Annotated in this window: 21 protein-coding genes and 1 tRNA gene; 4 read left to right on the top strand and 18 right to left on the bottom strand. The window is 62.0% G+C overall.

Annotation, left to right across the window (positions count from 1 at the left end; genetic code table 11):
- Position 1 precedes the first annotated feature (1 nt).
- From SJY18_RS01430 to SJY18_RS01415, 4 genes are read right to left on the bottom strand one after another with little or no spacing between them, the layout of a single operon-like run.
- Complete coding sequence (locus SJY18_RS01430) at positions 2–1,804, bottom strand: acetolactate synthase large subunit (RefSeq protein ID WP_337338161.1); 1,803 nt, start codon at positions 1,802–1,804, stop codon at positions 2–4.
- A 44-nt stretch (positions 1,805–1,848) separates the two neighbouring features.
- Positions 1,849–3,555 (bottom strand): dihydroxy-acid dehydratase, encoded by a 1,707-nt coding sequence (gene ilvD / locus SJY18_RS01425; RefSeq protein WP_396668168.1) that lies wholly within the window; start codon positions 3,553–3,555, stop codon positions 1,849–1,851.
- Between the two features lie 9 nt (positions 3,556–3,564).
- Positions 3,565–4,344 carry a trehalose-phosphatase gene (gene otsB, locus SJY18_RS01420; RefSeq protein ID WP_396668167.1) on the bottom strand — a complete coding sequence of 260 codons (780 nt, stop codon included), beginning with the start codon at positions 4,342–4,344 and terminating at the stop codon, positions 3,565–3,567.
- On the bottom strand, positions 4,341–5,774 hold the full coding sequence (locus tag SJY18_RS01415; RefSeq protein WP_337338164.1) for a trehalose-6-phosphate synthase: 1,434 nt from the start codon (positions 5,772–5,774) through the stop codon (positions 4,341–4,343). Before SJY18_RS01415 ends, otsB begins: the two co-directional genes overlap by 4 nt.
- A gap of 81 nt (positions 5,775–5,855) precedes the next feature.
- Here SJY18_RS01415 and SJY18_RS01410 point away from each other — a divergent pair, with 81 nt between their 5' ends.
- On the top strand, positions 5,856–6,110 hold the full coding sequence (locus SJY18_RS01410) for a hypothetical protein (protein WP_337338165.1): 255 nt from the start codon (positions 5,856–5,858) through the stop codon (positions 6,108–6,110).
- A 4-nt stretch (positions 6,111–6,114) separates the two neighbouring features.
- Here the strand turns inward: SJY18_RS01410 and SJY18_RS01405 are convergent, their stop codons facing one another.
- Genes SJY18_RS01405 through SJY18_RS01390 form a run of 4 tightly spaced genes read right to left on the bottom strand, consistent with a single transcriptional unit; the run spans position 6,115 to position 9,217 of the window.
- Positions 6,115–6,555 carry a GNAT family N-acetyltransferase gene (locus tag SJY18_RS01405; protein ID WP_396668166.1) on the bottom strand — a complete coding sequence of 147 codons (441 nt, stop codon included), beginning with the start codon at positions 6,553–6,555 and terminating at the stop codon, positions 6,115–6,117.
- 45 nt (positions 6,556–6,600) lie between these two features.
- Positions 6,601–7,785, bottom strand: coding sequence for an acetyl-CoA C-acetyltransferase (locus SJY18_RS01400; RefSeq protein ID WP_396668165.1), 1,185 nt, complete (start codon positions 7,783–7,785; stop codon positions 6,601–6,603).
- Positions 7,786–7,788: 3 nt separating this feature from the next.
- Positions 7,789–8,436, bottom strand: a complete 648-nt coding sequence (locus SJY18_RS01395; RefSeq protein WP_396668164.1) for a 3-oxoacid CoA-transferase subunit B — start codon at positions 8,434–8,436, stop codon at positions 7,789–7,791.
- A gap of 1 nt (position 8,437) precedes the next feature.
- Positions 8,438–9,217 carry a CoA transferase subunit A gene (locus tag SJY18_RS01390; protein WP_337338169.1) on the bottom strand — a complete coding sequence of 260 codons (780 nt, stop codon included), beginning with the start codon at positions 9,215–9,217 and terminating at the stop codon, positions 8,438–8,440.
- Between the two features lie 105 nt (positions 9,218–9,322).
- Here SJY18_RS01390 and SJY18_RS01385 point away from each other — a divergent pair, with 105 nt between their 5' ends.
- Complete coding sequence (locus tag SJY18_RS01385) at positions 9,323–10,120, top strand: IclR family transcriptional regulator (RefSeq protein WP_396668163.1); 798 nt, start codon at positions 9,323–9,325, stop codon at positions 10,118–10,120.
- A gap of 23 nt (positions 10,121–10,143) precedes the next feature.
- Here SJY18_RS01385 and SJY18_RS01380 read toward each other — a convergent pair whose 3' ends face one another.
- The 9 genes from SJY18_RS01380 to SJY18_RS01340 all read right to left on the bottom strand — a co-directional run bounded on the left by SJY18_RS01380 (position 10,144) and on the right by SJY18_RS01340 (position 18,783).
- Positions 10,144–11,076 (bottom strand): alpha/beta hydrolase, encoded by a 933-nt coding sequence (locus tag SJY18_RS01380; protein WP_396668162.1) that lies wholly within the window; start codon positions 11,074–11,076, stop codon positions 10,144–10,146.
- Entirely contained in the window at positions 11,073–11,825 is a 753-nt protein-coding gene (locus SJY18_RS01375) for a 3-hydroxybutyrate dehydrogenase (RefSeq protein ID WP_396668161.1), read from the bottom strand. Before SJY18_RS01375 ends, SJY18_RS01380 begins: the two co-directional genes overlap by 4 nt.
- A 95-nt stretch (positions 11,826–11,920) precedes the next feature.
- Positions 11,921–12,508, bottom strand: a complete 588-nt coding sequence (locus SJY18_RS01370; RefSeq protein WP_396668160.1) for a TetR/AcrR family transcriptional regulator — start codon at positions 12,506–12,508, stop codon at positions 11,921–11,923.
- Positions 12,505–14,058, bottom strand: a complete 1,554-nt coding sequence (locus SJY18_RS01365) for a class I adenylate-forming enzyme family protein (protein ID WP_396668159.1) — start codon at positions 14,056–14,058, stop codon at positions 12,505–12,507. The genes SJY18_RS01370 and SJY18_RS01365 overlap by 4 nt, the downstream gene beginning before the upstream one ends.
- A complete protein-coding gene (locus SJY18_RS01360; protein WP_396668158.1) occupies positions 14,058–15,185 on the bottom strand; it encodes a branched-chain amino acid ABC transporter permease in 1,128 nt (375 codons plus the stop codon). Before SJY18_RS01360 ends, SJY18_RS01365 begins: the two co-directional genes overlap by 1 nt.
- Entirely contained in the window at positions 15,182–16,057 is an 876-nt protein-coding gene (locus SJY18_RS01355) for a branched-chain amino acid ABC transporter permease (RefSeq protein ID WP_337338175.1), read from the bottom strand. Before SJY18_RS01355 ends, SJY18_RS01360 begins: the two co-directional genes overlap by 4 nt.
- The gene (locus SJY18_RS01350; protein ID WP_337338176.1) at positions 16,054–16,770 is read right to left on the bottom strand and encodes an ABC transporter ATP-binding protein; all 717 of its coding nucleotides are present in this window, start codon (positions 16,768–16,770) and stop codon (positions 16,054–16,056) included. The genes SJY18_RS01355 and SJY18_RS01350 overlap by 4 nt, the downstream gene beginning before the upstream one ends.
- Positions 16,767–17,564: an ABC transporter ATP-binding protein gene (locus SJY18_RS01345; protein WP_337338177.1), complete on the bottom strand. Its 798-nt coding sequence runs from the start codon at positions 17,562–17,564 to the stop codon at positions 16,767–16,769. Before SJY18_RS01345 ends, SJY18_RS01350 begins: the two co-directional genes overlap by 4 nt.
- A 19-nt stretch (positions 17,565–17,583) precedes the next feature.
- Entirely contained in the window at positions 17,584–18,783 is a 1,200-nt protein-coding gene (locus tag SJY18_RS01340; protein ID WP_396668157.1) for a substrate-binding domain-containing protein, read from the bottom strand.
- A 230-nt stretch (positions 18,784–19,013) separates the two neighbouring features.
- On the opposite strand from SJY18_RS01340, the gene SJY18_RS01335 reads away from it, so the two are divergent.
- Entirely contained in the window at positions 19,014–20,588 is a 1,575-nt protein-coding gene (locus SJY18_RS01335) for a molybdopterin-dependent oxidoreductase (protein WP_396668156.1), read from the top strand.
- Positions 20,589–20,669: 81 nt separating this feature from the next.
- Here the strand turns inward: SJY18_RS01335 and SJY18_RS01330 are convergent.
- Positions 20,670–20,742: transfer RNA gene (locus SJY18_RS01330), tRNA-Lys, on the bottom strand.
- A gap of 92 nt (positions 20,743–20,834) precedes the next feature.
- Between SJY18_RS01330 and SJY18_RS01325 the strand changes: the two genes are divergently transcribed.
- Complete coding sequence (locus tag SJY18_RS01325) at positions 20,835–21,662, top strand: inositol monophosphatase family protein (RefSeq protein ID WP_396668155.1); 828 nt, start codon at positions 20,835–20,837, stop codon at positions 21,660–21,662.

Genomic DNA, 21,662 nt, shown 5'->3' with positions numbered 1-21,662 from the left:
CTCAGTCCTCCTGATCGAATGATGGTGCGTGATCGCGCGCATACTGGACGTAGCTGTTGCTGACTCCCTGCGGCACCATCGGCCAGACCATCGAATCGGCGCTCACCACGAAATCGATCACGACCGGGCGATCGTTGGTGTCGAGCGCGAGCTGAATCGCAGCATCGACGTCTTCTTCCTTCTCGACGCGGATCGCGAGACACCCGTAGGCCTCGGAGAGCTTCACGAAATCGGGAATGCGCGCGGTACCGTGACCGGTGTTCAAGTTGGTGTGCGAGTAGCGGCCGTCGTAGAAGAGCGTCTGCCATTGGCGGACCATCCCCAACGAAGAGTTGTTGATGATGGCGACCTTGATCGGGATGTTGTTGATCGCGCACGTGGCGAGTTCCTGATTGGTCATCTGGAAACAGCCGTCGCCGTCGATCGCCCACACGTGACGGTCGGGTTCGGCCACCTTGGCGCCCATCGCCGCGGGGACCGAGTAGCCCATCGTGCCGGCACCACCGGAGTTCAGCCAGGCGTTCGGGCGTTCGTACTTGATGAACTGCGCCGCCCACATCTGGTGCTGACCCACGCCAGAGGCAAAGACACCCTCAGGCCCGGTCAGCTCGCCGATGCGCGAGATCACATACTGCGGCGACATCAGACCGTCAGTGGGCTGTGTGTAGCCGAGAGGGAATTCGTCGCGGAGACCATCGAGAAACGACCACCACTCGGTCGTATCGGCTTTACCCTCGGCCGATGCCGCACGGTAGGCGCCCTCGAGGTCGACAAGCACATCTTTGAGGTCTCCGACAATCGGCACTTCTGCTGCGCGGATCTTGCCGATCTCGGCCGGATCGATATCGACGTGGATCACCTTCGCATTCGGCGCGAAGAGCGCCGCCTTGCCTGTCACCCGGTCATCGAAGCGCGCTCCCAGCGAGACAAGCAGGTCAGCTTCTTGCAGCGCCAGCACCGCGGGAACCGTGCCGTGCATGCCGGGCATTCCAAGGTGCTGCTGATGAGAATCAGGAAAAGCACCGCGCGCCATGAGGGTGGTCACGACGGGGGCACCGGTGATCTCGGCCAGTGCGCGCAACTCTTCAGACGCACGGGCACGAATCACGCCGCCACCGACATAGAGCACGGGCTTGCTCGCCTCAGCGATGAGCTGTGCCGCCGCCTGAATCTGCTTGCCATGTGCTTTGGTCACCGGTCGGTAGCCAGGCAGGTCGATTTTCGGCGGCCAGATGAATGGGGCCTCAGCCTGCTGGGCATCCTTGGTGATGTCAACGAGAACCGGACCCGGACGACCGGTGCCCGCGACCTCGAAAGCCGCCGCAATGGCACCGGGAATCTCAGACGCGTCTTTCACGAGGAACGAGTGCTTCGTGATTGGCATCGTGATGCCGACGATGTCGGCCTCCTGGAACGCGTCGGTTCCCATCAGGTTCGAGAACACCTGACCGGTGATGCACACGAGCGGTACCGAGTCCATATAGGCATCGGCAATCGCAGTTACCAGGTTGGTAGCGCCGGGCCCCGAAGTCGCAATCGCGACTCCGACCTTGTTGGATGCTGCGGCGTAACCTTCAGCAGCGTGGCCGGCGCCCTGCTCGTGGCGAACCAGGATGTGGCGCAACTCGGTGGAGTCCATGAGCGGGTCGTATACGGGCAGGATGGCGCCGCCCGGCAGGCCGAACACGTCGGTGACACCGAGCAGTTCCAGCGAGCGGACGACCGCCTGCGCTCCCGTGAGCACAGGCGCTGACGCGGTGCGTGCGGGCGGCCGTGGAACGGCCGTTGCAGATTCGGCGGGCATGATGATGATCCTTGATCAGTCGAGTGAGATGTCTGCGGCGAAGCTCAACCGGTCGTCGCGCCCTGCGCAGCAGAGCGAACGAGTCGGGAGTACTTGGCCAGGACGCCACGGGTATAGCGCGGGGGAAGTGGCTCCCAGCCTTCGCGGCGGGAGCTCAGCTCTGCGTCATCGACGAGTAGGTCGAGAGTGCGAGCCGCGATATCGACCCGTATCAGATCACCATCGCGCACGAAGGCAATTGGACCTGCGTCCACTGCTTCGGGTGCTATGTGGCCGATACACAGTCCGGTTGTGCCGCCTGAGAATCTGCCGTCCGTCAAGAGTAGTACATCTTTTCCGAGTCCCGCGCCCTTGATGGCCGCGGTGATCGCGAGCATCTCGCGCATTCCCGGTCCGCCCTTGGGTCCCTCGTACCGGATCACGACGACATCGCCCGCAGCGATCTCGCCAGCTTCGAGCGCGTCCATTGCGCCGCGCTCACGCTCGAACACGCGAGCGGGGCCTTCGAACACATCCGCGTCGAACCCGGCCGACTTCACGACTGCGCCCTCAGGAGCCATCGAACCGTGCAGAATCGTGATGCCGCCGCTTGCGTGAATCACGTTGTCAAACGTGTGGATGACATTCCCGTCGACAGGGTCAGGGTTGAGGTCAGCCAAGTTCTCAGCGAGCGTTTTTCCTGTGACAGTCAGAGCGTCGCCGTGGAGCAGGCCCTCGTCGAGCATCGCCTTCATGATCACCGGGATTCCGCCGTGACGATCGACGTCGTTCATCACGTACTGACCGAACGGCTTCATATCGGCGATGTGTGGAGTCTTGTCTCCGATGCGGTTGAAGTCATGCAGGTCAAGATCAACCTGAGCTTCGCGCGCAATCGCGAGAAGGTGCAGAACCACGTTCGTGGAGCCCCCGAGTGCCATCGCGAGTGCGATCGCGTTCTCGAACGCTTCTTTGGTGAGAATATCTCCGGTGGTGATTCCCAGACGTAGCAAGTTCACGACGGCCTCGCCGGAGCGATGCGCGTAGAAGTCACGGCGACGGTCAGCCGCCGCGGGCGCAGCCGAGCCCGGCAGGCTGAGACCGAGTGCCTCACCCACCGACGCCATCGTGTTGGCGGTGTACATGCCACCGCAGGCACCCTCGCCCGGGGCGAACGCACACTCGATGCGCTTGAGGTCGGCTTCGCTCATGCGACCCGCCATGCACGCGCCGACGCCCTCGAAGGAGTCGATGATCGTGATGTCTTTCTCGGTGCCATCGCTGAGCTTGACCCAGCCAGGTGCGATCGACCCGGCGTAGAGGAATACGCTCGAAAGGTTCAATCGCGCCGCCGACATCAGCATGCCGGGAATCGACTTATCGCAGCCGGCGAGAAGCACGGAGCCATCGAGGCGCTCGGCCATCATCACGGTCTCGACAGAATCAGCGATGACCTCCCGCGATACGAGGGAGAAGTGCATGCCTTCGTGGCCCATCGAGATGCCGTCAGACACCGAAATGGTGCCGAACTGCAGCGGATAGCCGCCGCCGGAGTGCACACCTTCTTTGGCTCCCTGCGCGAGGCGATCGAGGCTGAGGTTGCAAGGGGTGATTTCATTCCAGCTCGAAGCGATGCCGATCTGGGGCTTGTCCCAGTCGTCATCACCCATTCCTACCGCGCGGAGCATTCCGCGGGAAGTCGTGGCTTCGATGCCGTCGGTGACCACGCGGCTGCGAGGCTTGATGTCGATGTCGTTCTGCTGCTCGGGCATTATCGAAGTCTATTGCCGTGAGGCGCTGCGTTCGGTACTCAACACCGTCAATAGTGTGGACAGCTCGGCAATATCGGCCACACAGACGGTGGCGGCCGTGGGAGGCGTGCCAACGCGGATTCCCAGATCGCCCTCCCCCATCGTTTTCAGAGCATCTTCGTCGGTGACATCATCGCCTGCGAAGAGCACCGCGGTGGCGCCGACGTGCTCGCGCAGTTCGGCGATCGCAGTGTCTTTGCCTTCGTGCCTGAACGCGTACTCGGTGATGTTGTGCCCGGTGCGTCTGCGCCAGTGTGGGGCCTGCGCAGCGACGAGTTGATCCACCCTCCGCTGCACCTCTGGCGCCACTGCTGGATCAACCAGCCGAGTGTGCAAACCGAACCCGAAGGTCTTGGGTTCGACCCACACTCCATCGACTTCTGCGGTCGCTGCTTCGGCATGCGCGCGTAGTTCGTCGCGCAGTCTGGCGTCATCGGCGTGGTCTTCGTGGGAAACCAACCCGGTGTCGGGGTACCAGAATTCGGCGCCGTGCGAACCAGCCAGCAAGATCTGCGAAGCATCGTCGTGCTCAGCGATCACGCGAAGGTCTACCAGGCTGCGCCCCGAAACGAGCGCGACGATCGTCTCTGGCGCATCGATCAGGGCGTTTACGGCAGCTCTGGTCGCGGGAAACATGCGTGCCTGCATCGGCTCGTCGACGAGCGGTGAAAGAGTGCCGTCGAAGTCGAGCGCGACCAGCAGCCGATCCGTCGTGGCGAGCTTGCGCACTGGGTTCAGATAGTTACTCATCGGCGTGCCACCCGCGCAGCCTTCACCGTTCGGGCGTCAGCGAGCGCCGTGAGAAATGACTCGGACCACTTGGCGACATCACTGTCAAGCACCTTCTTCCGAAGTGCACGCATGCGCTTGCCCTGCTCGGCCGGTGGCATCTGGATTGCTCTCATAATCGCGTCCTTCATACCGTCGATGTCGTGCGGGTTGATGCGCACCGCACTTGCCAGTTCGTCAGCCGCCCCGGCAAACTCGCTCAGCACCAGGGTGCCGCGATTGTCGATGCGCGCCGCCACGTACTCTTTCGCCACCAAATTCATGCCATCTCGCAAGGCGGTGACGAGCATGACGTCGGCGGCGAGGAAGAGCGCAACCATCTCTTCGCGTGGGTACGAATTGTGCAGGTAGCGAATCGCCGTGTGACCGGTCGTATCGAAGTCACCGTTTACTCGCCCGACCGCGAGTTCGATTTCATCACGCAGCTGCATGTACGCCTCGACGCGCTCCCGGCTAGGGCTGGCCACCTGCACGAGCGTCACATCTTCAACCCCGACGTGTCCGTCTTCGAGAAGCTCGCCGAAGGCTTTGAGCCGATGGCGGATGCCCTTGGTGTAATCAAGGCGATCCACGCCCAGAAGAATCTTGCGAGGGTTGCCCAGCTCTTGGCGGATCTCTAGCGCCCTCGCCTGCACCTTCGGGTCTTTTGCAAGCTCGACATACGACGACGCATCGATGGAGATCGGGAACGCTTTTGCGAGTGCGTTTCGGGTCGTGCCGTTTTCGAGCGGAACCGCGATGCCGGTTGCCTTGGTCGTGTAGTGAAACAGTCGCCGCACGGCGCGAGCGAAGTTTCCGGCATCAGCTACCCGCTGGAAGCCGATGACATCTGCGCCAAGCAAACCCTCGAGTACTTGCTTGCGCCAGGGCAGCTGCGAGTAGAGACCGTATGCAGGAAACGGAATGTGGTGGAAATAGCCGATGGTCAAGTCTGGGCGCGCTTCGCGAAGCATCTTCGGGACCAGCTGCAGCTGATAGTCCTGCACCCACACCGTGCCACCCGGGGCGGCTGCCTCGGCGGCCGCTTCAGCAAATCGTTTGTTGACGCGCACGTAGGCGTCCCACCAGATCCGGCGATAGCGCGGCGCGGCGATCACGTCGTGGTACAGCGGCCAGAACGTATCGTTCGACATGCCTTCGTAGTAGAGCTCGATCTCTTCGGCGCTGAGCTTGACCGGAACAAGAAGAGTTCCATCGAACTCAAACGGCTCCACTTCGAGGTCGGCGCCTCCAGCCCACCCCACCCAGGCGCCATCTTCCTTCTTCATGACAGGCTCGAGCGCGGTGACCAGACCGCCCGGTGAACGACGCCACGACAATTCGCCGTCAGCATCCACCACGCGATCTACGGGCAGTCGGTTTGCAACAACAACAAATTCGGCTTGTGACACAGGCCCTCCCGGGTCGGCAGTATGCAGTCAGGCTAACAGTCGCAGGTGCCACATTGCCTTCGGGGCGGGTAGCGTGTAAGCATGCGCTCGTATGTCTTCGGAACTGGTCTTCTTTCAGCTCTCACCGGCGGGCTCACGCTCGTGCGCGGACTTCGCGAAGGTGGCCCGTTCACCTGGCGTCAGGCGCTCGCCTGGGCGAGCTGGGGCATCACGGTTGCGCTTGTCGTAGGTGCGATCGTCGATACGCGCCGCGCCGAGAAAGGCAAGCTCGCTCCGGTCGATTCGCCGGTTCACGGCAAAGAGTCCAAGCTCGCCTACCAGAACCTGAATCGCTGAGACCTCAGACCGGCAGCTCGTAGTGCACGAACCCCGTGTGCTCGGCAACTTTGTCGTAGAGGTGGCGAGCTGTCGTGTTGTCTTCGGCTGTGAGCCAATAGACCTTGTCTGATCCGGCAGCAGCAGCCCACGCGCGAACGTGCTCGATCAGTTCGCGGCCCGTTCCCCCACCACGGGAGCGCGGACTGACGAACAAGTCTTCGAGATAGCAGAACGTCGCCGTCGTCCAGGTTCCAGCGTGCGTCAGCCAGTGCACGAATCCGATCGCGACACCTTCATCGTCGCGGGCTATCGCTCCGTGCAGTTCTCGATCCGCAACCATGCGCGCGAAAGTCGCCTGTGACACGTCACGAGCTACCTCGGATTTGTAGAACGTCAGGTAGCTCTGCCAAAGCGTGCCCCACTCGTCGAAGTCAGCGGAGGTCAGCGCGGCGATGGTGGTCATGGTGTCGAAGCTAGCGCGCGCCGAGCGGTCGCGTAAGTGCTGGCCCTACCGGGTGAGAATCAACGCATCACCCTGACCACCGCCACCGCACAGCGCGACCGCCGCCGTGCCGCCGCCGCGGCGCACCAATTCATGCACGGCATGCACCACGAGTCGGTTGCCCGACGCACCGATCGGATGGCCCAAGGCGATGCCGCCTCCGTCTGGGTTGACCACTTCGTCGCGCAGGGACAGTTCCCGTTGCGATTGCGCAACCACCGCTCCGAACGCTTCGTTGATCTCGACAACGTCGAGGTGACTCGGGGCAATGCCCTGCTTCTCGCATGCCTTCTCGATCGCACGGGCAGGCTGAGCCTGAAGCGAGTTGTCGGGTCCGGCGACTTGGCCCGATGCCCCGACGACAGCGAGCACACTCCAGCCATTCTCGGCGGCATGGGCACGCGTCGTCAGCACCACCGCAGAGGCGCCGTCCGATATCGGCGACGAGTTGCCCGCAGTGATGGAGCCGCCCTCAGCGAACGCTGCTCGCAAGCCAGCGAGCGTCTCGACGGTCGTGTTGGGCCGGATGCCTTCGTCTGTGTTGACCACGATGGGGTCACCCTTGCGCTGCGGCACTTCGACGGGAACGATTTCGGCCTTGAAGCGTCCCTCTGCCTGCGCGGCAGCCGCTCGTTGGTGGGACCGGGCGGCGACCGCATCTTGAGCCTCGCGGGTCATGTTCAGTCGCTCGTTGTGGCGCTCAGTCGAGGCGCCCATGCTCTCGTTGTCGTACGCGTCGGTGAGTCCGTCAAAGGCCATGTGGTCGAGCGCCTCGATGGAACCGTAAGCCCAGCCGTTTCGAGAGCCCATGAGCAGATGAGGTGCCCGGGTCATGGACTCCATCCCCGCTGCGACGACAACTGTTGCGTCGCCTGTCGCGATCATGCGGGCGGCATCGATGACGGCGGTCAGCCCCGACAGGCACACCTTGTTCACTGAAGAGGCGTGCACGTTCCATGGAATGCCCGCCCCGACGGCAGCCTGCCGTGCGGGATTCTGGCCTGCGCCAGCCGCCAGCACCTGGCCGACAAGCACAGCGTCGACCGCGTCTGCAGCGATGGATGCCTGCGCCAGCGCCCCGCGGATGGCCGTGCTGCCCAGTTGCACCGCAGTAAGCGAACCGAGCTGACCTTTGAGGCGACCTTGCGGAGTGCGCGCCGCCGCAATGATCACGATGTCGTTGTTTGTCATTGTTCACACCTTCAATTCATCGGCGATAGCGAGATGAGGCTCGGTTGCCACGACTACTTCAGCGACGCTGACGCCCGGCGCGACCTCGACGAGCACGAGTCCATTGTCGGCCACATCGATTACCGCGAGGTCGGTGATGATGCGGTCCACGACCGCGCGGCCGGTAAGCGGCAGCGAGCACTGATTCACGATCTTGGGGGATCCATCGCGCGCAACATGTTCCATCAGCACGATGACGCGGGTCGCACCGTGAACGAGATCCATCGCTCCCCCGGGCCCCTTGACCATCTTGCCGGGAATCATCCAGTTGGCGAGATCGCCCGATGCTGACACCTGCATCGCCCCGAGGATTGCTGCGTCAATCTTGCCGCCGCGGATCATGCCGAAACTCGTGGCCGAATCGAAGAATGACGATCCCGGTTGCACCGTGACTGTCTCTTTGCCGGCATTGATGAGGTCGGGATCAACCTGGGTCTCTGTGGGATAAGCGCCAACACCCAATATGCCGTTCTCCGATTGCAGCACCACTGAGATTTCCTCAGGCAGGTTGCTGGGCACCAACGTAGGAATTCCGATACCAAGATTCACGTATGAGCCATCGGCAAGTTCAGCCGCTGCACGCGCGGCCATCTCGTGTCGCGTAAGTGCCATGTCAGTTCTCTCCCGTCGACGCAGCCACAGTGCGGCGCTCGATTCGTTTCTCGATCTCAGTGCCAACCTCGATGATGCGGTGCACGTAGATGCCCGGCAGGTGGATTGAATCAGGGTCCAATTCCCCCGGCTCTACGAGTTCTTCGACCTGCGCAATGCACACCCGGCCGGCCATCGCGGCGAGCGGGTTGAAATTTCTCGCGGCCTTGTTGAAGACCAGGTTGCCGTGACGGTCGCCCTTGAGCGCATGCACAAGCGCATAGTCCGTGACGATGGCTTCCTCCAGCACATACTCGCCGCTGACCCCAGCGATCTCGAACGTGCGCACATCCTTGACTGGAGATGCTTCTGCGACACCGCCCACGCCGTCGTAACGCCGGGGCAACCCTCCTTCGGCAACCTGCGTGCCAACACCGGTCTGCGTGAAGAAGGCGGCTATTCCCGACCCCCCGGCACGCAGTTTTTCCGCCAGCGTGCCCTGTGGTGTGAGCTCGAGCTCGAGCTCTCCCGAGAGAAACTGTCGTTCGAACTCTTTGTTCTCGCCGACGTACGAAGACGTCATCTTGCTGATCCGCCCTGCGTTCAACAACACCCCCAGCCCCCAGTCATCCACACCGCAGTTGTTGCTGACCACGCTGAGGCCACTCGTGCCCTGGGCGAGCAGCGCAGTGATGAGCGCGATCGGGTTGCCTGAAAGCCCGAATCCACCCACCGCGAGCGAAGCGCCGTGCGGGATGTCTGCGACTGCCTGCTCGGCAGATGCCCATGTCTTGTCGATCACGCGATGACTCCTTTGTGTCGTGATAGCTCGATCCTCGCGGCCGCGCTGACGAACGCATGCACAAAGTGTTGCCATGTGGAGCATTCATCCTTTACTGTCCATATCATGGACAGTAAGCCGTTTCGAAGCACGCCTGTGCCTGGCGCGCAGTCTGTCGCCCGGGCAGCTCAGCTGCTTCGAATCGTGACCTCTGCAGGCGCCGAGGGCGTGAGCTTGGTAGACATCTCGCGTCGTTCAGAGCTGACTCGCCCTACCACCCATCGCCTACTTGCCGCGTTGCGCCAAGAAGGTCTCGTTGACCAAGATGGCCCTTCCGGTAGGTGGATCCCAGGTCCAGAGCTGTACCTCATGGGCACGGTCGCTGCGGCGCGATACGACATCACGGCGACTGCGCGCGACATCGTGCGCTCGCTCGCTGTGCGCACAGAAGAAAGCGCATTCTTATCCGTACGACGCGGCGACGAGACCGTTTGCCTGTTGCGCGAGGAGGGAAGCTTTCCCATCCGCTCGTTCGTGCTCTCTGAGGGGGTGCGTTTTCCACTCGGCGTGGCTTCAGCAGGGCTGGCAATTCTGTCTTTTCTGCCCACCCACGATGTGGACGCATACCTAGAGCGTCACAGTGAGTTGTCCACACAGTGGGGAGCTCCACACAGCGAACCTCGCCTGCGCGCCCGCGTCAAGGAGACGAAGGCGCGCGGTTACGCGGTGAACCCAGGGCTGATCGTCGAGGGCAGTTGGGGCATGGGGGCCGCCGTGTTCACGGCCGCCGGGCATCCGCAGTGGGCGCTCAGCTTGACGGGTGTTGAGTTCCGCTTCGGTCCCGAGCGGATCACCGAACTCGGGCGCACTCTGCTCGCACACGCCCATCAGCTTTCAACACGGATCGCAGCCGCACCGCGCTGACCTCGCCGTTCGTCTGGGCGGCGCTACCTGGCCGCATCCATCTGCACCGAGAGTTCCTGTTGCACCACTGCAGCGACGCGGGCTGCACCACCGGGAGACATCACGATCGTGTAGTGGTTGAACTCTTTCAGTCGCTCATGCTGTACCGCGGGCAGATTCTGCAACACGCGCGCGAGGTGCTCGGGTGCGTAGAGACCGGGGGGCTCGTTCTGCAGTCCCAGCTCAACAGTGAGCAGACGGGTGGGGTGAGCCAGCTGTGTAATCGCGTCAGAAAGCGCGTTGCCGGCGTTCATATCGACGGTGTCATCCGCCGTCGTCTCGTAGCTTGTCGCCGGACGCAGACTGCCACTACCGTCGGCGACCAGATCGTATTCGAGATACGCCTCGAGTTCGGGGGTCCATGCATCGGTGAACGCCGGGTGCCGACGCCAGAAGTCGAAGTATTCAGCAGTGGTAGCGAACCGCATCGACAACCGCGCCGCAGTCGGGCCGAGTATCGACGCGACCATTTCGTCGGTGTCCATCCCAACGGGAACGTCGAGAGGCAAACCACCATCGACGAGAACAAGCCGAGAAACACGATCGGGATGCAGATGGGCGAACGTCACTGCGACAAAACCACCCATCGAATGACCGACTACGAGAGCCTGATCGATGTGCAGAGCATCCAGCGTCGCTTCCAGATCGCTCGCGTGCGCTTTCATGCCCGCAGCGCCGACGAGCGAGTTACTCGCGCCCCGACCGCGAAGGTCGGGAGCGATCACACGCACTCCCGGCAACAGATCGACCACGAATGGCCACGCCAGGTGTGACGCCGTCACTCCATGAATAAGGACGACATCACTCACATGCGGATCGCCCTCGAGTTGTGTGCTGTTGAGCGGTTCCCACACCGCGACGCGAAGTTTGCCGCCGTCAACTTCAATGTCAAGCGTGCGGTAATGATGAGTGTTCATCGGGCCGTCCACCCGCCATCCATGGCGTAGGAAGAACCTGTCACCATGCCAGCATGATCCGATGCCAACCAGGTCACCAGGGAGGCGACCTCGTCGACTTCAATGAGCCGCTTCACTGCCATTTCGGTCAGCATGATCTTCTCGATGACCTCAGTCTCGTCGATGCCATGAACTTTGGCCTGATCAGCGATCTGCTTTTCCACCAGAGGCGTGCGCACGTAGGCAGGATTCACGCAGTTACTGGTCACCCCGTAGGGTGCTCCTTCCAATGCCGTCACCTTCGATAGACCTTCAAGGGCATGCTTGGCCACCACGTAGGCCGACTTGAACGCGCTGGCGCGTAGTCCGTGAACACTTGAGATATTGACGATGCGCCCCCAACCGCGCTCATACATTCCCGGCAGCGCCGCCCGGACCAGCAAGAAGGGCGACTCGACCATGAGCCGCTGCATGAGTCGAAACGCGTCGGGGTCGAAGTCGACAAGGGGGCTCACACGCTGAATACCGGCATTGTTCACAAGGATGTCGACGTCGACAGCGGCATTCTGCACCTCGGCCGTCTCTGAGAGATCAACAACCCACGCTTCGCCGTTCACCGCCCGTGCCGCCATCGACGCTGCATCCGCGTCGCGATCAGCGATGATCACATGGGCGCCGCGTGCCGCGAACGAATGTGCACAGGCAAGCCCGATCCCGCTCGCTCCCCCTGTCACAAGGGCGCGGCGTCCGCGCAGGTCTTCGTCGGCCATCAGTGACCTCCTTCGTTCTCGGGTCGAGGTGCCAGAGCATTGTCGATGAATCGAGCCATGCCGTCGAAGACCTTCGGGGCAAGAGTCGCCGGCGGTCAACCCTGCTCGTCTGTCTCCCACAGCAAGAACCGCATGCCGATCAGCTCCCCCATACCCATCAGGGCCCAGGCGGTGGTCTCGGGGTCGAGCTGACGATCGACATCCCCGGTGAGCTGGGCAGCCCGCAGACCCTCTTCGTAGCCTTCGACGATGCGCGTGTAGTGCAGACGGAGGACCGCCGGAGAAACGAACTCGGCTTCGCGAACGACCCGGTAAAGCGCGGGGTGTTCCGCTGTGAAACGAAAGAATCCAGCAAAACCTGCCCGCTCGGCCTCGAGCCGGCTCTGGGTGTCGACCATCGCTTCAGACATTGCCTGGCGCACACGCCTGTTGAGATCGATCACCAGGGCTTCGAAGATGGTCTGTTTGCTGTCGAAATACAGGTAGAACGTGCCGAGTCCGATGCCTGCACGGTCGGTGATCTTGACGATGGATGCCTCGTGGTACCCCTGGTCAGCAAAAACTTCCTCTGCAGCCTCGAGAAGCTTTCTGCGCGTCGCCTCACCTCGTTTGGTCAGTGGCCGACCGGTAACCGACGAGACCAATTCGCTGGTGTCATCAGCAAGCTCGCCGTACGCCGTCATGACTGTGCCCTCTCACTCAGTTCGGTCGCGGCATCGCGCAGACGAGAACGCGCAAGTTTTTCAATAGCCGTGCGCGGAAGATCACTCACGATGTCTACTCGTACGGGCACCTTGAACGAAGCGAGGTTGCTGCGGGCGTGCGCGAGCACCTCGTCGGCCGACAGAGTGGCGCCCGCGACGGGCACGACGAACGCGACTCCACGTTCACCCCAGACCGCATCGGCGACGCCAATCACCGCGGCGTCCTCGATCAGTGGATGCAGCGTGAGAGCATACTCAACCTCGCTCGGCGCGACGTTCTCTCCGCCCGAAATGAAGATGTCTTTAAGCCGGTCGACCACGCGAAAGACGCCTTCGCCGTCGCGCGCAACGAGGTCGCCCGTGCGCAACCACCCATCGGTTTTCGCACGCTCTGTAGCCTCCGGATCGCCAAGGTATCCCGCAAAGATGCTCGGACCCCGCACCCACAATTCACCCGTCGCTTCACCTTCGAGCGCGAGGCCCGAATCTACGTCTACCAGAAGCACGGACACATGTGGATAGGGCCGACCCACGGCACCGCGATGTGCACTCGATTCGGCGGCGGGCAGGTGGAGGACATTCGGCGAGGCCTCGGTCAGGCCATACCCCTGGGTGAGCGGAATGCCTCGATCAGTCCACACCTGCTGAAGCGAGGTGGGCATCGTGGAGCCTCCTACCAGCGCTAATCTGAGCGACGAAAGGTTCGCGTGTTCCCATTGGCTATCAGCGACCATCAGCGAGTAGAGCGTCGGAACACCCATCATCGCGGTGACGCCCCGCTCCTCGATGAGGCTGAGCGCTCGCGACGGCTGGAACGATCTTTCGAGAACGACGGTAGCGCCGACCCACCAGGCCAACAGCGGCTGGCAATTCCACGCCGCGATATGAAACTGCGGCAGCACAGCCAGCACCACGTCGTCGTGCATTAGCGGCAGCGCTTGCGCGAGCGCGAGGTTGTTCCAGAAGCAGTTTGCGTGAGTGAGCACGACGCCCTTGGGCGAAGATTCCGTGCCAGATGTAAAAATCACGAGCAACGGATCATCGTCATGAACAGGACGGTGCGCAACAGGCTGCGACGCCATCGGCACCTCTCGCTCAATTCCTGTCGTACCCATCTCTGCGGCAGCAGGTTGTTCACGCAGCGCTTGAAGCGCCTCTCGCGCCAGAGCCGCATGTTCGTCATCAATGAGCACGAGCGTCGGCGCCGAGCGAAGCATCACGTCTGAAAGCTCGCGTGGCGTGAGGCGCCACGACAACGGCACCAGCGCGACTCCCGCGAGTGCGCACGCGAAGAAGACGACAACTTGGTCGGTCGAGTTTCCCGATACGGTCGCAATCCTGTGACCCGAACCGTATCCGCTCTCCCGAAGCTTGGTTGCCAAATCGCCTGCTCGTCGTGCGAGCGTCTGATAGTCGGTGATCACTCCCCTGTCGTTGATCGCCGCGCGCCGCGGTGACCTGCTGGCGCGATCGATCAGCCACCTTCCGATCGTGTGGGCGCCGTCGTCGATCTCGGCCGTCCAGCTCATCAGCGCACCTGCGCCGACGTCTCGAGTTCATCGTCTGCGTCATCGAGGCGATGCAGTGAGTCGCGCACGCGGTCACCCTTGCGACGTCGCACCGCTGCGTCAACAGTGCCTGCAATACCACCGGGCAAGAACATCACCACCAAGATGAATAGCGCGCCCAGAATGAACAGCGGCTCTGACAACGGTACCCGCAGCACATCCGGCAGCGAGGCAATAGCGTCCGAACCGGCCAGCACGGTGAGTCGCTGATCGAGCAAGGTGTAGAGCACGCCGCCAAGAATGGCGCCCCAGCGGAAGCCAACACCGCCGAGCACAACCATGACGAGAACGGTGATCGTGAAGTCTGCCGAGACAGCCCGCGGCACCGTGCCTGACTGGAGCAGCATGTACGCGACGCCTGCGAGGCTCGCGAGCCCGGCGGCGATGACGAAGATGAGCAGTCTGACTCGGTACGGGCTCAGTCCCAGCACCCGAACGCGCTGCTCATTCTCTCGAGTGGCTCGCGCGAGGTGCCCCAGCCGCGAAGTATCGACCCACAGCGTGACGAGGTACACCACGACGAGAACCGCGAGAGTGAACCAATAGAGATTGCGGGTATTCACGACACCGATGAGGAAATCAGGCACCAACTCGGTATTCAAGCTGAGCCCTTCCTCACCGCCGGTGATCTGGGAGTTGCGGCGCACGAGAACCGAGCCTGCTTGCGCGAAGGCGAGCGTGACCATCGCGAACGGAATGCCCGACACCCGCATTGAGACGGCACCGGTCACGAGAGCGATGACCATGCCACCGATGAGCGCAATGAAGATGCCAGGCCACAGCGGCACACCGAAGTGCTCGAGGGCGACACCCAGGCCATAGGCGCCAGCACCGAAATAGAGCGCGTGGCCAAACGACAGCATCCCGCCACTGCCCAACAGCAAGTTGTACGACAGCGCCAGTGCAGCGAACACCATGCAGAGTGAGAGCAAGGCAAGAGTTCCCGGCAAGTACGTCGGGGTGGGCAAGATTCCGGGAAGCGACAGGTTGAGCATTGGGAGCAATGCCATGAATCCGATCAGCACGATTCCCACGCCAATAGGCGCGTACCGGCGAAGGGATCGCGAAGCAGTGTTGTTCATCGTCATGCCTTCTTTCCCAGTAGTCCGGCCGGTCGCAGCAAAAGCACGGCCGCCAGCAAGATGACGACGATGAAGTCGCCCGTTCCCCCGAGATAGAAGTTCGCGAACTGCTGCAGCACTGCGACGAGCACAGACGCCACGGCGGCACCGGTGAGTGAGCCGAGCCCGCCCACCACGGTGACGATGAAGGCGAAGATGAGCAACGTCGATCCAAGATGTGCAGACACAAACGTGGAGTAGTGCATCGCCAGCACCCCGCCGATGCCGGCTGCCGCACCTCCGATCGCGAACACGAGCGTGAACGATTTGCGCACGTCGATGCCGAGCGCTGTCACCATGCTGCGGTTCTCAACACCCGCGCGAATGATCATGCCGTACCTCGTCTTCTTCAAGAAGATCACTAGCGCGAGAAGCACCAGGATCGCGGCAATCATGAGTACCCAGTAGGTGTTCGGAATGCGGGCCCCGAGTACGTCGGTGGTCTGCTTGAGCCACGGCGGCCCCGAGATGTGAATGGCATCTGTTCCCCAGATGCCTTCGAACAGTGCGACCGCGGCAAACGACAATCCCACGGTTACCAAGACCTGTTCAATATGGCGCTCATAGAGCGGACGTATCAGCACAAGTTCGGTCAGCGCGGCGAAGATCGCGCCCACCACCGCCCCGACCGCTATCGAGACGAGAAATGACCACCACGACTCGGTGCCGAGCGCCTGCGCGACCATCCAGCCGACGAAGGCGCTCAACGTGAGAAACGCACCATGCGCGAAGTTCAGCACGTGCATCAGCCCGTAGATGAGGCTCAGCCCGCTCGCGACGAGAAAATATAGCGCGCCTAGCCCAACGCCAGTGATGAGAGTAAGGATGAGGGTGCTCATGCGTGCGCCTCCGTGTGGACTCCCAGCAACCGACGGGTGAGTTCTTGGTCGGCAAGAATCTCTCGCGCATTGCCGGTGTGGACGACACGGCCGCCACCGATCACAATGGCACCGTCGGCCAGTTGCTTCACCACTTCGAGATTCTGTTCCACGAGCAGGATGGGAACCACTTTGGAGGCTTCGAGCAAGGCGTCGGCGACTTCGCCAACGATCATCGGAGCCAAACCTTTCGTAGGTTCATCAACGAGGAGCAGCTGATTGTCGTTCAGCAGCGCACGGGCGACCGACACCATCTGCTGCTGGCCGCCTGAAAGCGTGCCGGCCAGCTGATCACGCCGTTCAACGAGGTCTGGAAACAACTCTGCAACGAACTCTCGTCGCGGCGCGCGCTGGCGTTCTGCGAGAGCGAGGTTTTCAGCCACGGTGAGCTTCGAGAAGATCTCGCGGTCTTCGGGCACATAACCCACTCCGCGCTGCACGATGCGGTGGGTGGCGAGTCCGCTGATGCGCTCGCCCGCGAGCACCACCTCACCCCGGCGATGAATGAGTCCGAGAATGCCGCGCAACGTGGATGTCTTACCCACGCCATTGCGGCCCAACACCGCGGTGATGCCGGTCGCGGGAACGTCGAAAGTGACATCTTCGACGACCTGCTGTCCGCCGATCGAGCACCGCAACTGGCTCACCTGCAGAATCGGCGTCGAGGCGCTCATGCGGCTGTCCCCAGATATGCCTTCTGCACGAGAGGGTTATCCATCACATTCTGGGGGGTGTCATAGGCGATGATGCTGCCGAAGTACATCACGGCGACCTTGTCCACAAGGTCCATCAGCACGTCGATGTGGTGTTCCACCATCAGCACGGTGCAACCTTTCTGATGCTGCATTTCTCGAATGTTTTCCACGAGCCCTTTTACATCTCCCGACGCGACTCCGGCCATCGGCTCATCCAGCAGCACGAGGTTGGCGTCAGTCGCTAGCAGCACTGCGATTTCGAGCTTGCGCTTGTCGCCATGCGAGATGTCTCCCGCCGCGGAATTCTGCATGTGGGTGAGCCCGACCGCTGCAAGCTTGTCGAGGGCGAGCTCGGTCGCAGCATCCGACCGCTTGGGAAAACGCAGCAGAGACGTCGACCCGCCCAGAGAAACCTGGGCCGCGAGCCGCACGTTCTCGAGCACCGATAGTCGCGGAAAGTTACTCGATGTTTGAAAAGTGCGCCCCAGTCCCGCCCGTGCGCGTGCTGGCACCGACGTCTTCGTGACGTCGTGGCCATCAACGAGCAGGCGTCCCGCCGTTGGCTTCATCAGCCCAGAAACCACGTTGAAGAATGTGGTTTTTCCGGCACCGTTCGGCCCGATCACACCCACGATCGAGCCTGCTGACACGTCGATGTCGACGTCTTTCAAGATCGTCGCACCGCCGATCTGCAATCCGAGTTTCTCGACGGTGAGGGCTGCCCCTCGGGGCGGGTTGTCCGAAGTTCGCTCGGACGGAACTGGGGTGCTCATCTTTTTGAAGCGCTCCCGATCACTGGGCTTCAGCAGGCGCGACTGCGTCTGCGGCGGCGGTGTCAACCAGCTCGGCGACGTATCCGTCGCCGTCAGCGACGAGTCGCACCTGATACATCTCCTGGATCAGGGCGTGGTCGCTTTCTCGCACCGTCATCGTGCCCTTGGGCCCTTCGAATGAGAAGCCCTCGAGTGCTGCGATCATCGCGTCGACGTCGTCCTGGCCCTCTGCGATGGCTTGCACGATCATGATCGCCGCGTTGAATCCATCGGGGCTGAAGAGGTCGGGAGTACCGCCGTCCGCTTCGATCGCCTCAATCATCGCTGTGTTCACGTCGTTGTCATTGGCACCAGCGAAGTAGTGATTGAGAAAGCTGATCTGCTCGGATGCTTCGCCGTACGCACCGAATGTCGCGAGGTCGCCGAGACCCGTAACCACGGGCACCTCGTCGAGAACACCCTGCTGGCTCATGGCCTGCCACATCGCGCCGGAGGTAGCACCCGCCCATGCGACGAATACCAGGTCGGGCGAGCTGGCAAGAACCTGCTGCGCGAAGGGTGTGAACTCCGTCACATCTTCTGCAACGAGCACTGACTCGACGCTCGCCCCTTGCGCACCGAGAATCTGCTCGACCGCGGCGAGGTTTCCCTGGCCGAAAGCGCTGTCTTGCGCGAAGACTGTGACAGTCCTTCCGTCGATGTCGTCGAGGAACGTTCCTGCCGTCGCCACATCCTGCGCACTCTGGCGGCCAGAGCGGAAGGTGTAGTCGTTGATGCCAGTGATGGCGTCGGCAGCTGCCGGGCCCGAGATGTAGAGCACCTGGTTCTGCGAAGCTTGTTCAGCAACGGCCAGAGCGACGCCACTCGATGCCGTACCGGCGATGATGTTCACTCCCTCTCCGATGAGCTCCTTCACCGCGGTGACAGCTTTGTCGGGATCGCCGGCATCGTCGCGGTACTCGACGTTGATCGTCGTGTCGCCGACCATGCCGGTGCCATCGGTCGCATATTCAAGACCGGCGTTGAAGCCGTCCAGATACTGTGTGCCGTAGGTAGCGAGTGCGCCGCTCTCGCTGGTCACAATGCCGACCGTGACCTCGGAGGCCTCTGCAGCATCGGTTGTGTCGCTGTCGGTCGTCGCCTGTGGCGCGCAGGCCGCCAGAGCGATTGCGGCCGTGGCGACCACGGAGCCTAGGAGCAACTTTTTCGTAACGCTCATTTGCGTGCCTTTCACCATTGAAGTGCGAATAACCTGAAACCTGATTCAGGTACCGGCAATACTAGGTTCGGCCAGCGCCCGGGTCAAGCGCGCACAGGCGGTTCTGCCTCAGCGTTATGCAATCGCGACACAGGCAACACCTCACACTGCGAGTCGAGAACCAATCCGATTGTCGTTTCGAACCGAACAACCCCTGAGGCTGGGAGACCCTGGCGATTGGAGGCCAGGCAATGGCGAAGACGACAACACGTGCCGTGTTCTGGCTCTGGAGCGCGCTGGCAGGAGTCGTCAGCGCAGCTGTCTTTCTCGCCGTCGCCGAGGCACTCGCGCTGATCACTGACCGAAACGGCAGTCCGATACTCGCGGTGGGTGGATTCGTGATCGACATCGTGCCGCAGCCCTTCAAAGAGTTCGCGATCGCCACATTCGGGGAGTACGACAAGATCGCACTGCTCGTGGGCCTCGGCCTTGCGGTGCTCATCGCTTCGGCGATCGCCGGTGTGCTGCAGTTTCTCAAACCGCCGCTCGGCGTCATCGCCCTTGTCATCGCTGGGGTACTGTCGGTCGCCGCGATCGTGACGCGCGCCGGGGCCAGCGCGATCTCGGCTATTCCGGCCGTCGCTGGCACTGTCGCGAGCTGCCTCTTGCTGTGGTTTCTGATCTTTCGTTTGCGCCGCTGGGCTGCCGTCGACCTCGAAGCGAACGGCTCGGCCGATCAAAACGATTCGGCTAAGAACGTCGACCGGCGCACTTTCTTCGCGGTGTCGGCGATCGCAGGCGCCTCAGCCGTGTTGGTCGGTGTCGGTGCTCGCGTCGTAAACGTTGCCACTTCGTCGATTGACTCGGTGCGTAAAGCTCTGAAACTCCCCGCGCCGAGAAGCACTGTCTCTATTCCAGCTGGTGCGGAACTCGACATCGAGGGCGTTTCGTCGCTCGTCACTTCGAATGAAGACTTTTACCGCGTCGACACCGCGCTCACGGTGCCCTCGATCGATCCAGCAAGCTGGCGTCTGAAGATCACAGGAATGGTCGACGAAGACGTTGAACTCAGCTTCGACGATCTGACTGCAATGGGACTCGACGAGTTCGCGATCACGCTCACCTGCGTATCGAATGAAGTAGGCGGAGATCTTCTTGGCAACGCGATCTGGCTGGGAGTCCCGGTGCGCGACGTGTTGAGAAAGGCCGGGGTGAAGTCGGGTGCAGATATGGTGCTCTCCCGAAGCGTCGATGGATACACCGCGTCGACACCCTTGGAATCGCTCACCGACGATGGTCTCGACGCCATTCTCGCCGTAGGCATGAACGGTGAACCGTTGCCGCTCGAACATGGTTTTCCGGTGCGCATGGTCGTGCCCGGACTGTACGGCTACGTATCTGCGACGAAGTGGCTGACTGAGCTGAAGGTGACGACCTTCGCCGAAGACGAGGCGTACTGGACGCCGCGCGGCTACAGCGCGAAAGCGCCGATCAAGTTCTCTTCGCGCATCGACACGCCACGCCCAGGCACTCCGATCACCGCCGGACGCACAGCAATCGCCGGCATGGCGTGGGCACAGACCGTGGGCATCGAGCGGGTCGAGGTGAAGATCGACGACGGCGACTGGCAGAACGCGACCACCTCGGAGCCCATCAACAACGACACCTGGGTGCAGTGGTATTTGGACTGGGATGCTGAACCCGGCACCCACTACGTCTCGGTTCGCGCTGTGAATAAGAACGGCGACCTGCAAGTAGTGGAGCGCGCTCCGATCGCGCCTGACGGATCGGCAGGATGGCAGCGCACGCTCGTCACCGTGTCGTGATGGCGATCCAGCTCGACTGCATAAGCGTGTAGACGCAAAAATAGCCCCGCGACCTGGCGAGAGGTCAAAGGGCTATTTTCGTGCACCCCCTCGGACTTGAACCGAGAACCCACTGATTAAGAGTCAGTTGCTCTGCCGATTGAGCTAGAGGTGCGTGATTCGAACTTTCCGAACCGAGGGTCAACATTAGCATCACGATGGGGCGGCACGGAAATCGAGCCAGCAAACGCCCAGTAATCTTGGAACGTGACCTCCCCCGCCGCGCCTTCGCGCTTCGCAGAGCCGTACGACGGCGATCTGACTGACGACCTCGAACTCGCCCTGCGCATTGCTGACGCGGCCGATTCAGCATCCATGAGCCGCTTCGATTCGGAGGATCTCGAGGTCAGCAAGAAAGCCGACGCGACTCATGTCACCGAAGCTGACCTCGCCACCGAACGCGTGATCCGCGATCTCATCGAGGCGGAACGCCCCAGCGACGGCATTTTCGGTGAAGAGTTCGGCGTGACCGGCGACTCAGCGCGCCAGTGGATCATCGACCCGATCGATGGCACCGCGAACTATCTCAAAGGCATTCCGATGTGGTCGACACTGATCTCGCTCGCCATCGATGGAATACCGCGCGTCGGGATCGTGAGCCAACCCAGCATCGGTCGGCGATGGTGGGGCGCGACAGGCTTAGGATCGTGGACCAACACGCCCAGCGGCAGCATCCGGCGCTTAGCAGTTTCGGCTATCAACTCGCTCGCAGAGTCGAGTGTTAGCTTTCAGAGCATCGAGCAGTGGCGGGATGCTGATGAGTTGCCTGCCCTCGAGCGTCTCACCTCTGCGGTGTGGCGTGATCGTGGGTACGGCGACGCATGGCCCTATATGTTGCTCGCTGAAGGCCGGTTGGAGTTTGTGGCGGAATTCGGAGTGAAGGAGTACGACATCGCTTCGCACGTTCCGATCATTCTCGAAGCTGGTGGACGCTTTACATCGTTCACGGGCAACGACTCGCTTAGCGAGCGATCGTCACTTGCCACCAACGGTGTTCTGCACGACGACTACCTGATGTTGCTCCACCGTTCTTGA

The sequence above is a fragment of the Microbacterium sp. R86528 genome (assembly GCF_044596335.1).
In the GTDB taxonomy this organism is placed as follows: domain Bacteria; phylum Actinomycetota; class Actinomycetes; order Actinomycetales; family Microbacteriaceae; genus Microbacterium; species Microbacterium marmarense.
Note: the sequence above shows the minus strand (reverse complement) of the source record. Positions and strands in the feature narration are given on the sequence as shown.

Excerpts from the sequence above, each read along its gene's own strand:
- SJY18_RS01430 (WP_337338161.1), bottom strand. The coding sequence starts at position 1,804 with ATGCCCGCCGAATCTGCAACGGCCGTTCCACGGCCGCCCGCACGCACC.
- ilvD (WP_396668168.1), bottom strand. The coding sequence starts at position 3,555 with ATGCCCGAGCAGCAGAACGACATCGACATCAAGCCTCGCAGCCGCGTG.
- otsB (WP_396668167.1), bottom strand. The coding sequence starts at position 4,344 with ATGAGTAACTATCTGAACCCAGTGCGCAAGCTCGCCACGACGGATCGG.
- SJY18_RS01410 (WP_337338165.1), top strand. The coding sequence starts at position 5,856 with ATGCGCTCGTATGTCTTCGGAACTGGTCTTCTTTCAGCTCTCACCGGC.
- SJY18_RS01405 (WP_396668166.1), bottom strand. The coding sequence starts at position 6,555 with ATGACCACCATCGCCGCGCTGACCTCCGCTGACTTCGACGAGTGGGGC.
- SJY18_RS01400 (WP_396668165.1), bottom strand. The coding sequence starts at position 7,785 with ATGACAAACAACGACATCGTGATCATTGCGGCGGCGCGCACTCCGCAA.
- SJY18_RS01395 (WP_396668164.1), bottom strand. The coding sequence starts at position 8,436 with ATGGCACTTACGCGACACGAGATGGCCGCGCGTGCAGCGGCTGAACTT.
- SJY18_RS01385 (WP_396668163.1), top strand. The coding sequence starts at position 9,323 with ATGGACAGTAAGCCGTTTCGAAGCACGCCTGTGCCTGGCGCGCAGTCT.
- SJY18_RS01380 (WP_396668162.1), bottom strand. The coding sequence starts at position 11,076 with ATGAACACTCATCATTACCGCACGCTTGACATTGAAGTTGACGGCGGC.
- SJY18_RS01375 (WP_396668161.1), bottom strand. The coding sequence starts at position 11,825 with ATGGCCGACGAAGACCTGCGCGGACGCCGCGCCCTTGTGACAGGGGGA.
- SJY18_RS01370 (WP_396668160.1), bottom strand. The coding sequence starts at position 12,508 with ATGACGGCGTACGGCGAGCTTGCTGATGACACCAGCGAATTGGTCTCG.
- SJY18_RS01365 (WP_396668159.1), bottom strand. The coding sequence starts at position 14,058 with ATGAGCTGGACGGCCGAGATCGACGACGGCGCCCACACGATCGGAAGG.
- SJY18_RS01360 (WP_396668158.1), bottom strand. The coding sequence starts at position 15,185 with ATGACGATGAACAACACTGCTTCGCGATCCCTTCGCCGGTACGCGCCT.
- SJY18_RS01355 (WP_337338175.1), bottom strand. The coding sequence starts at position 16,057 with ATGAGCACCCTCATCCTTACTCTCATCACTGGCGTTGGGCTAGGCGCG.
- SJY18_RS01350 (WP_337338176.1), bottom strand. The coding sequence starts at position 16,770 with ATGAGCGCCTCGACGCCGATTCTGCAGGTGAGCCAGTTGCGGTGCTCG.
- SJY18_RS01345 (WP_337338177.1), bottom strand. The coding sequence starts at position 17,564 with ATGAGCACCCCAGTTCCGTCCGAGCGAACTTCGGACAACCCGCCCCGA.
- SJY18_RS01340 (WP_396668157.1), bottom strand. The coding sequence starts at position 18,783 with ATGAGCGTTACGAAAAAGTTGCTCCTAGGCTCCGTGGTCGCCACGGCC.
- SJY18_RS01335 (WP_396668156.1), top strand. The coding sequence starts at position 19,014 with ATGGCGAAGACGACAACACGTGCCGTGTTCTGGCTCTGGAGCGCGCTG.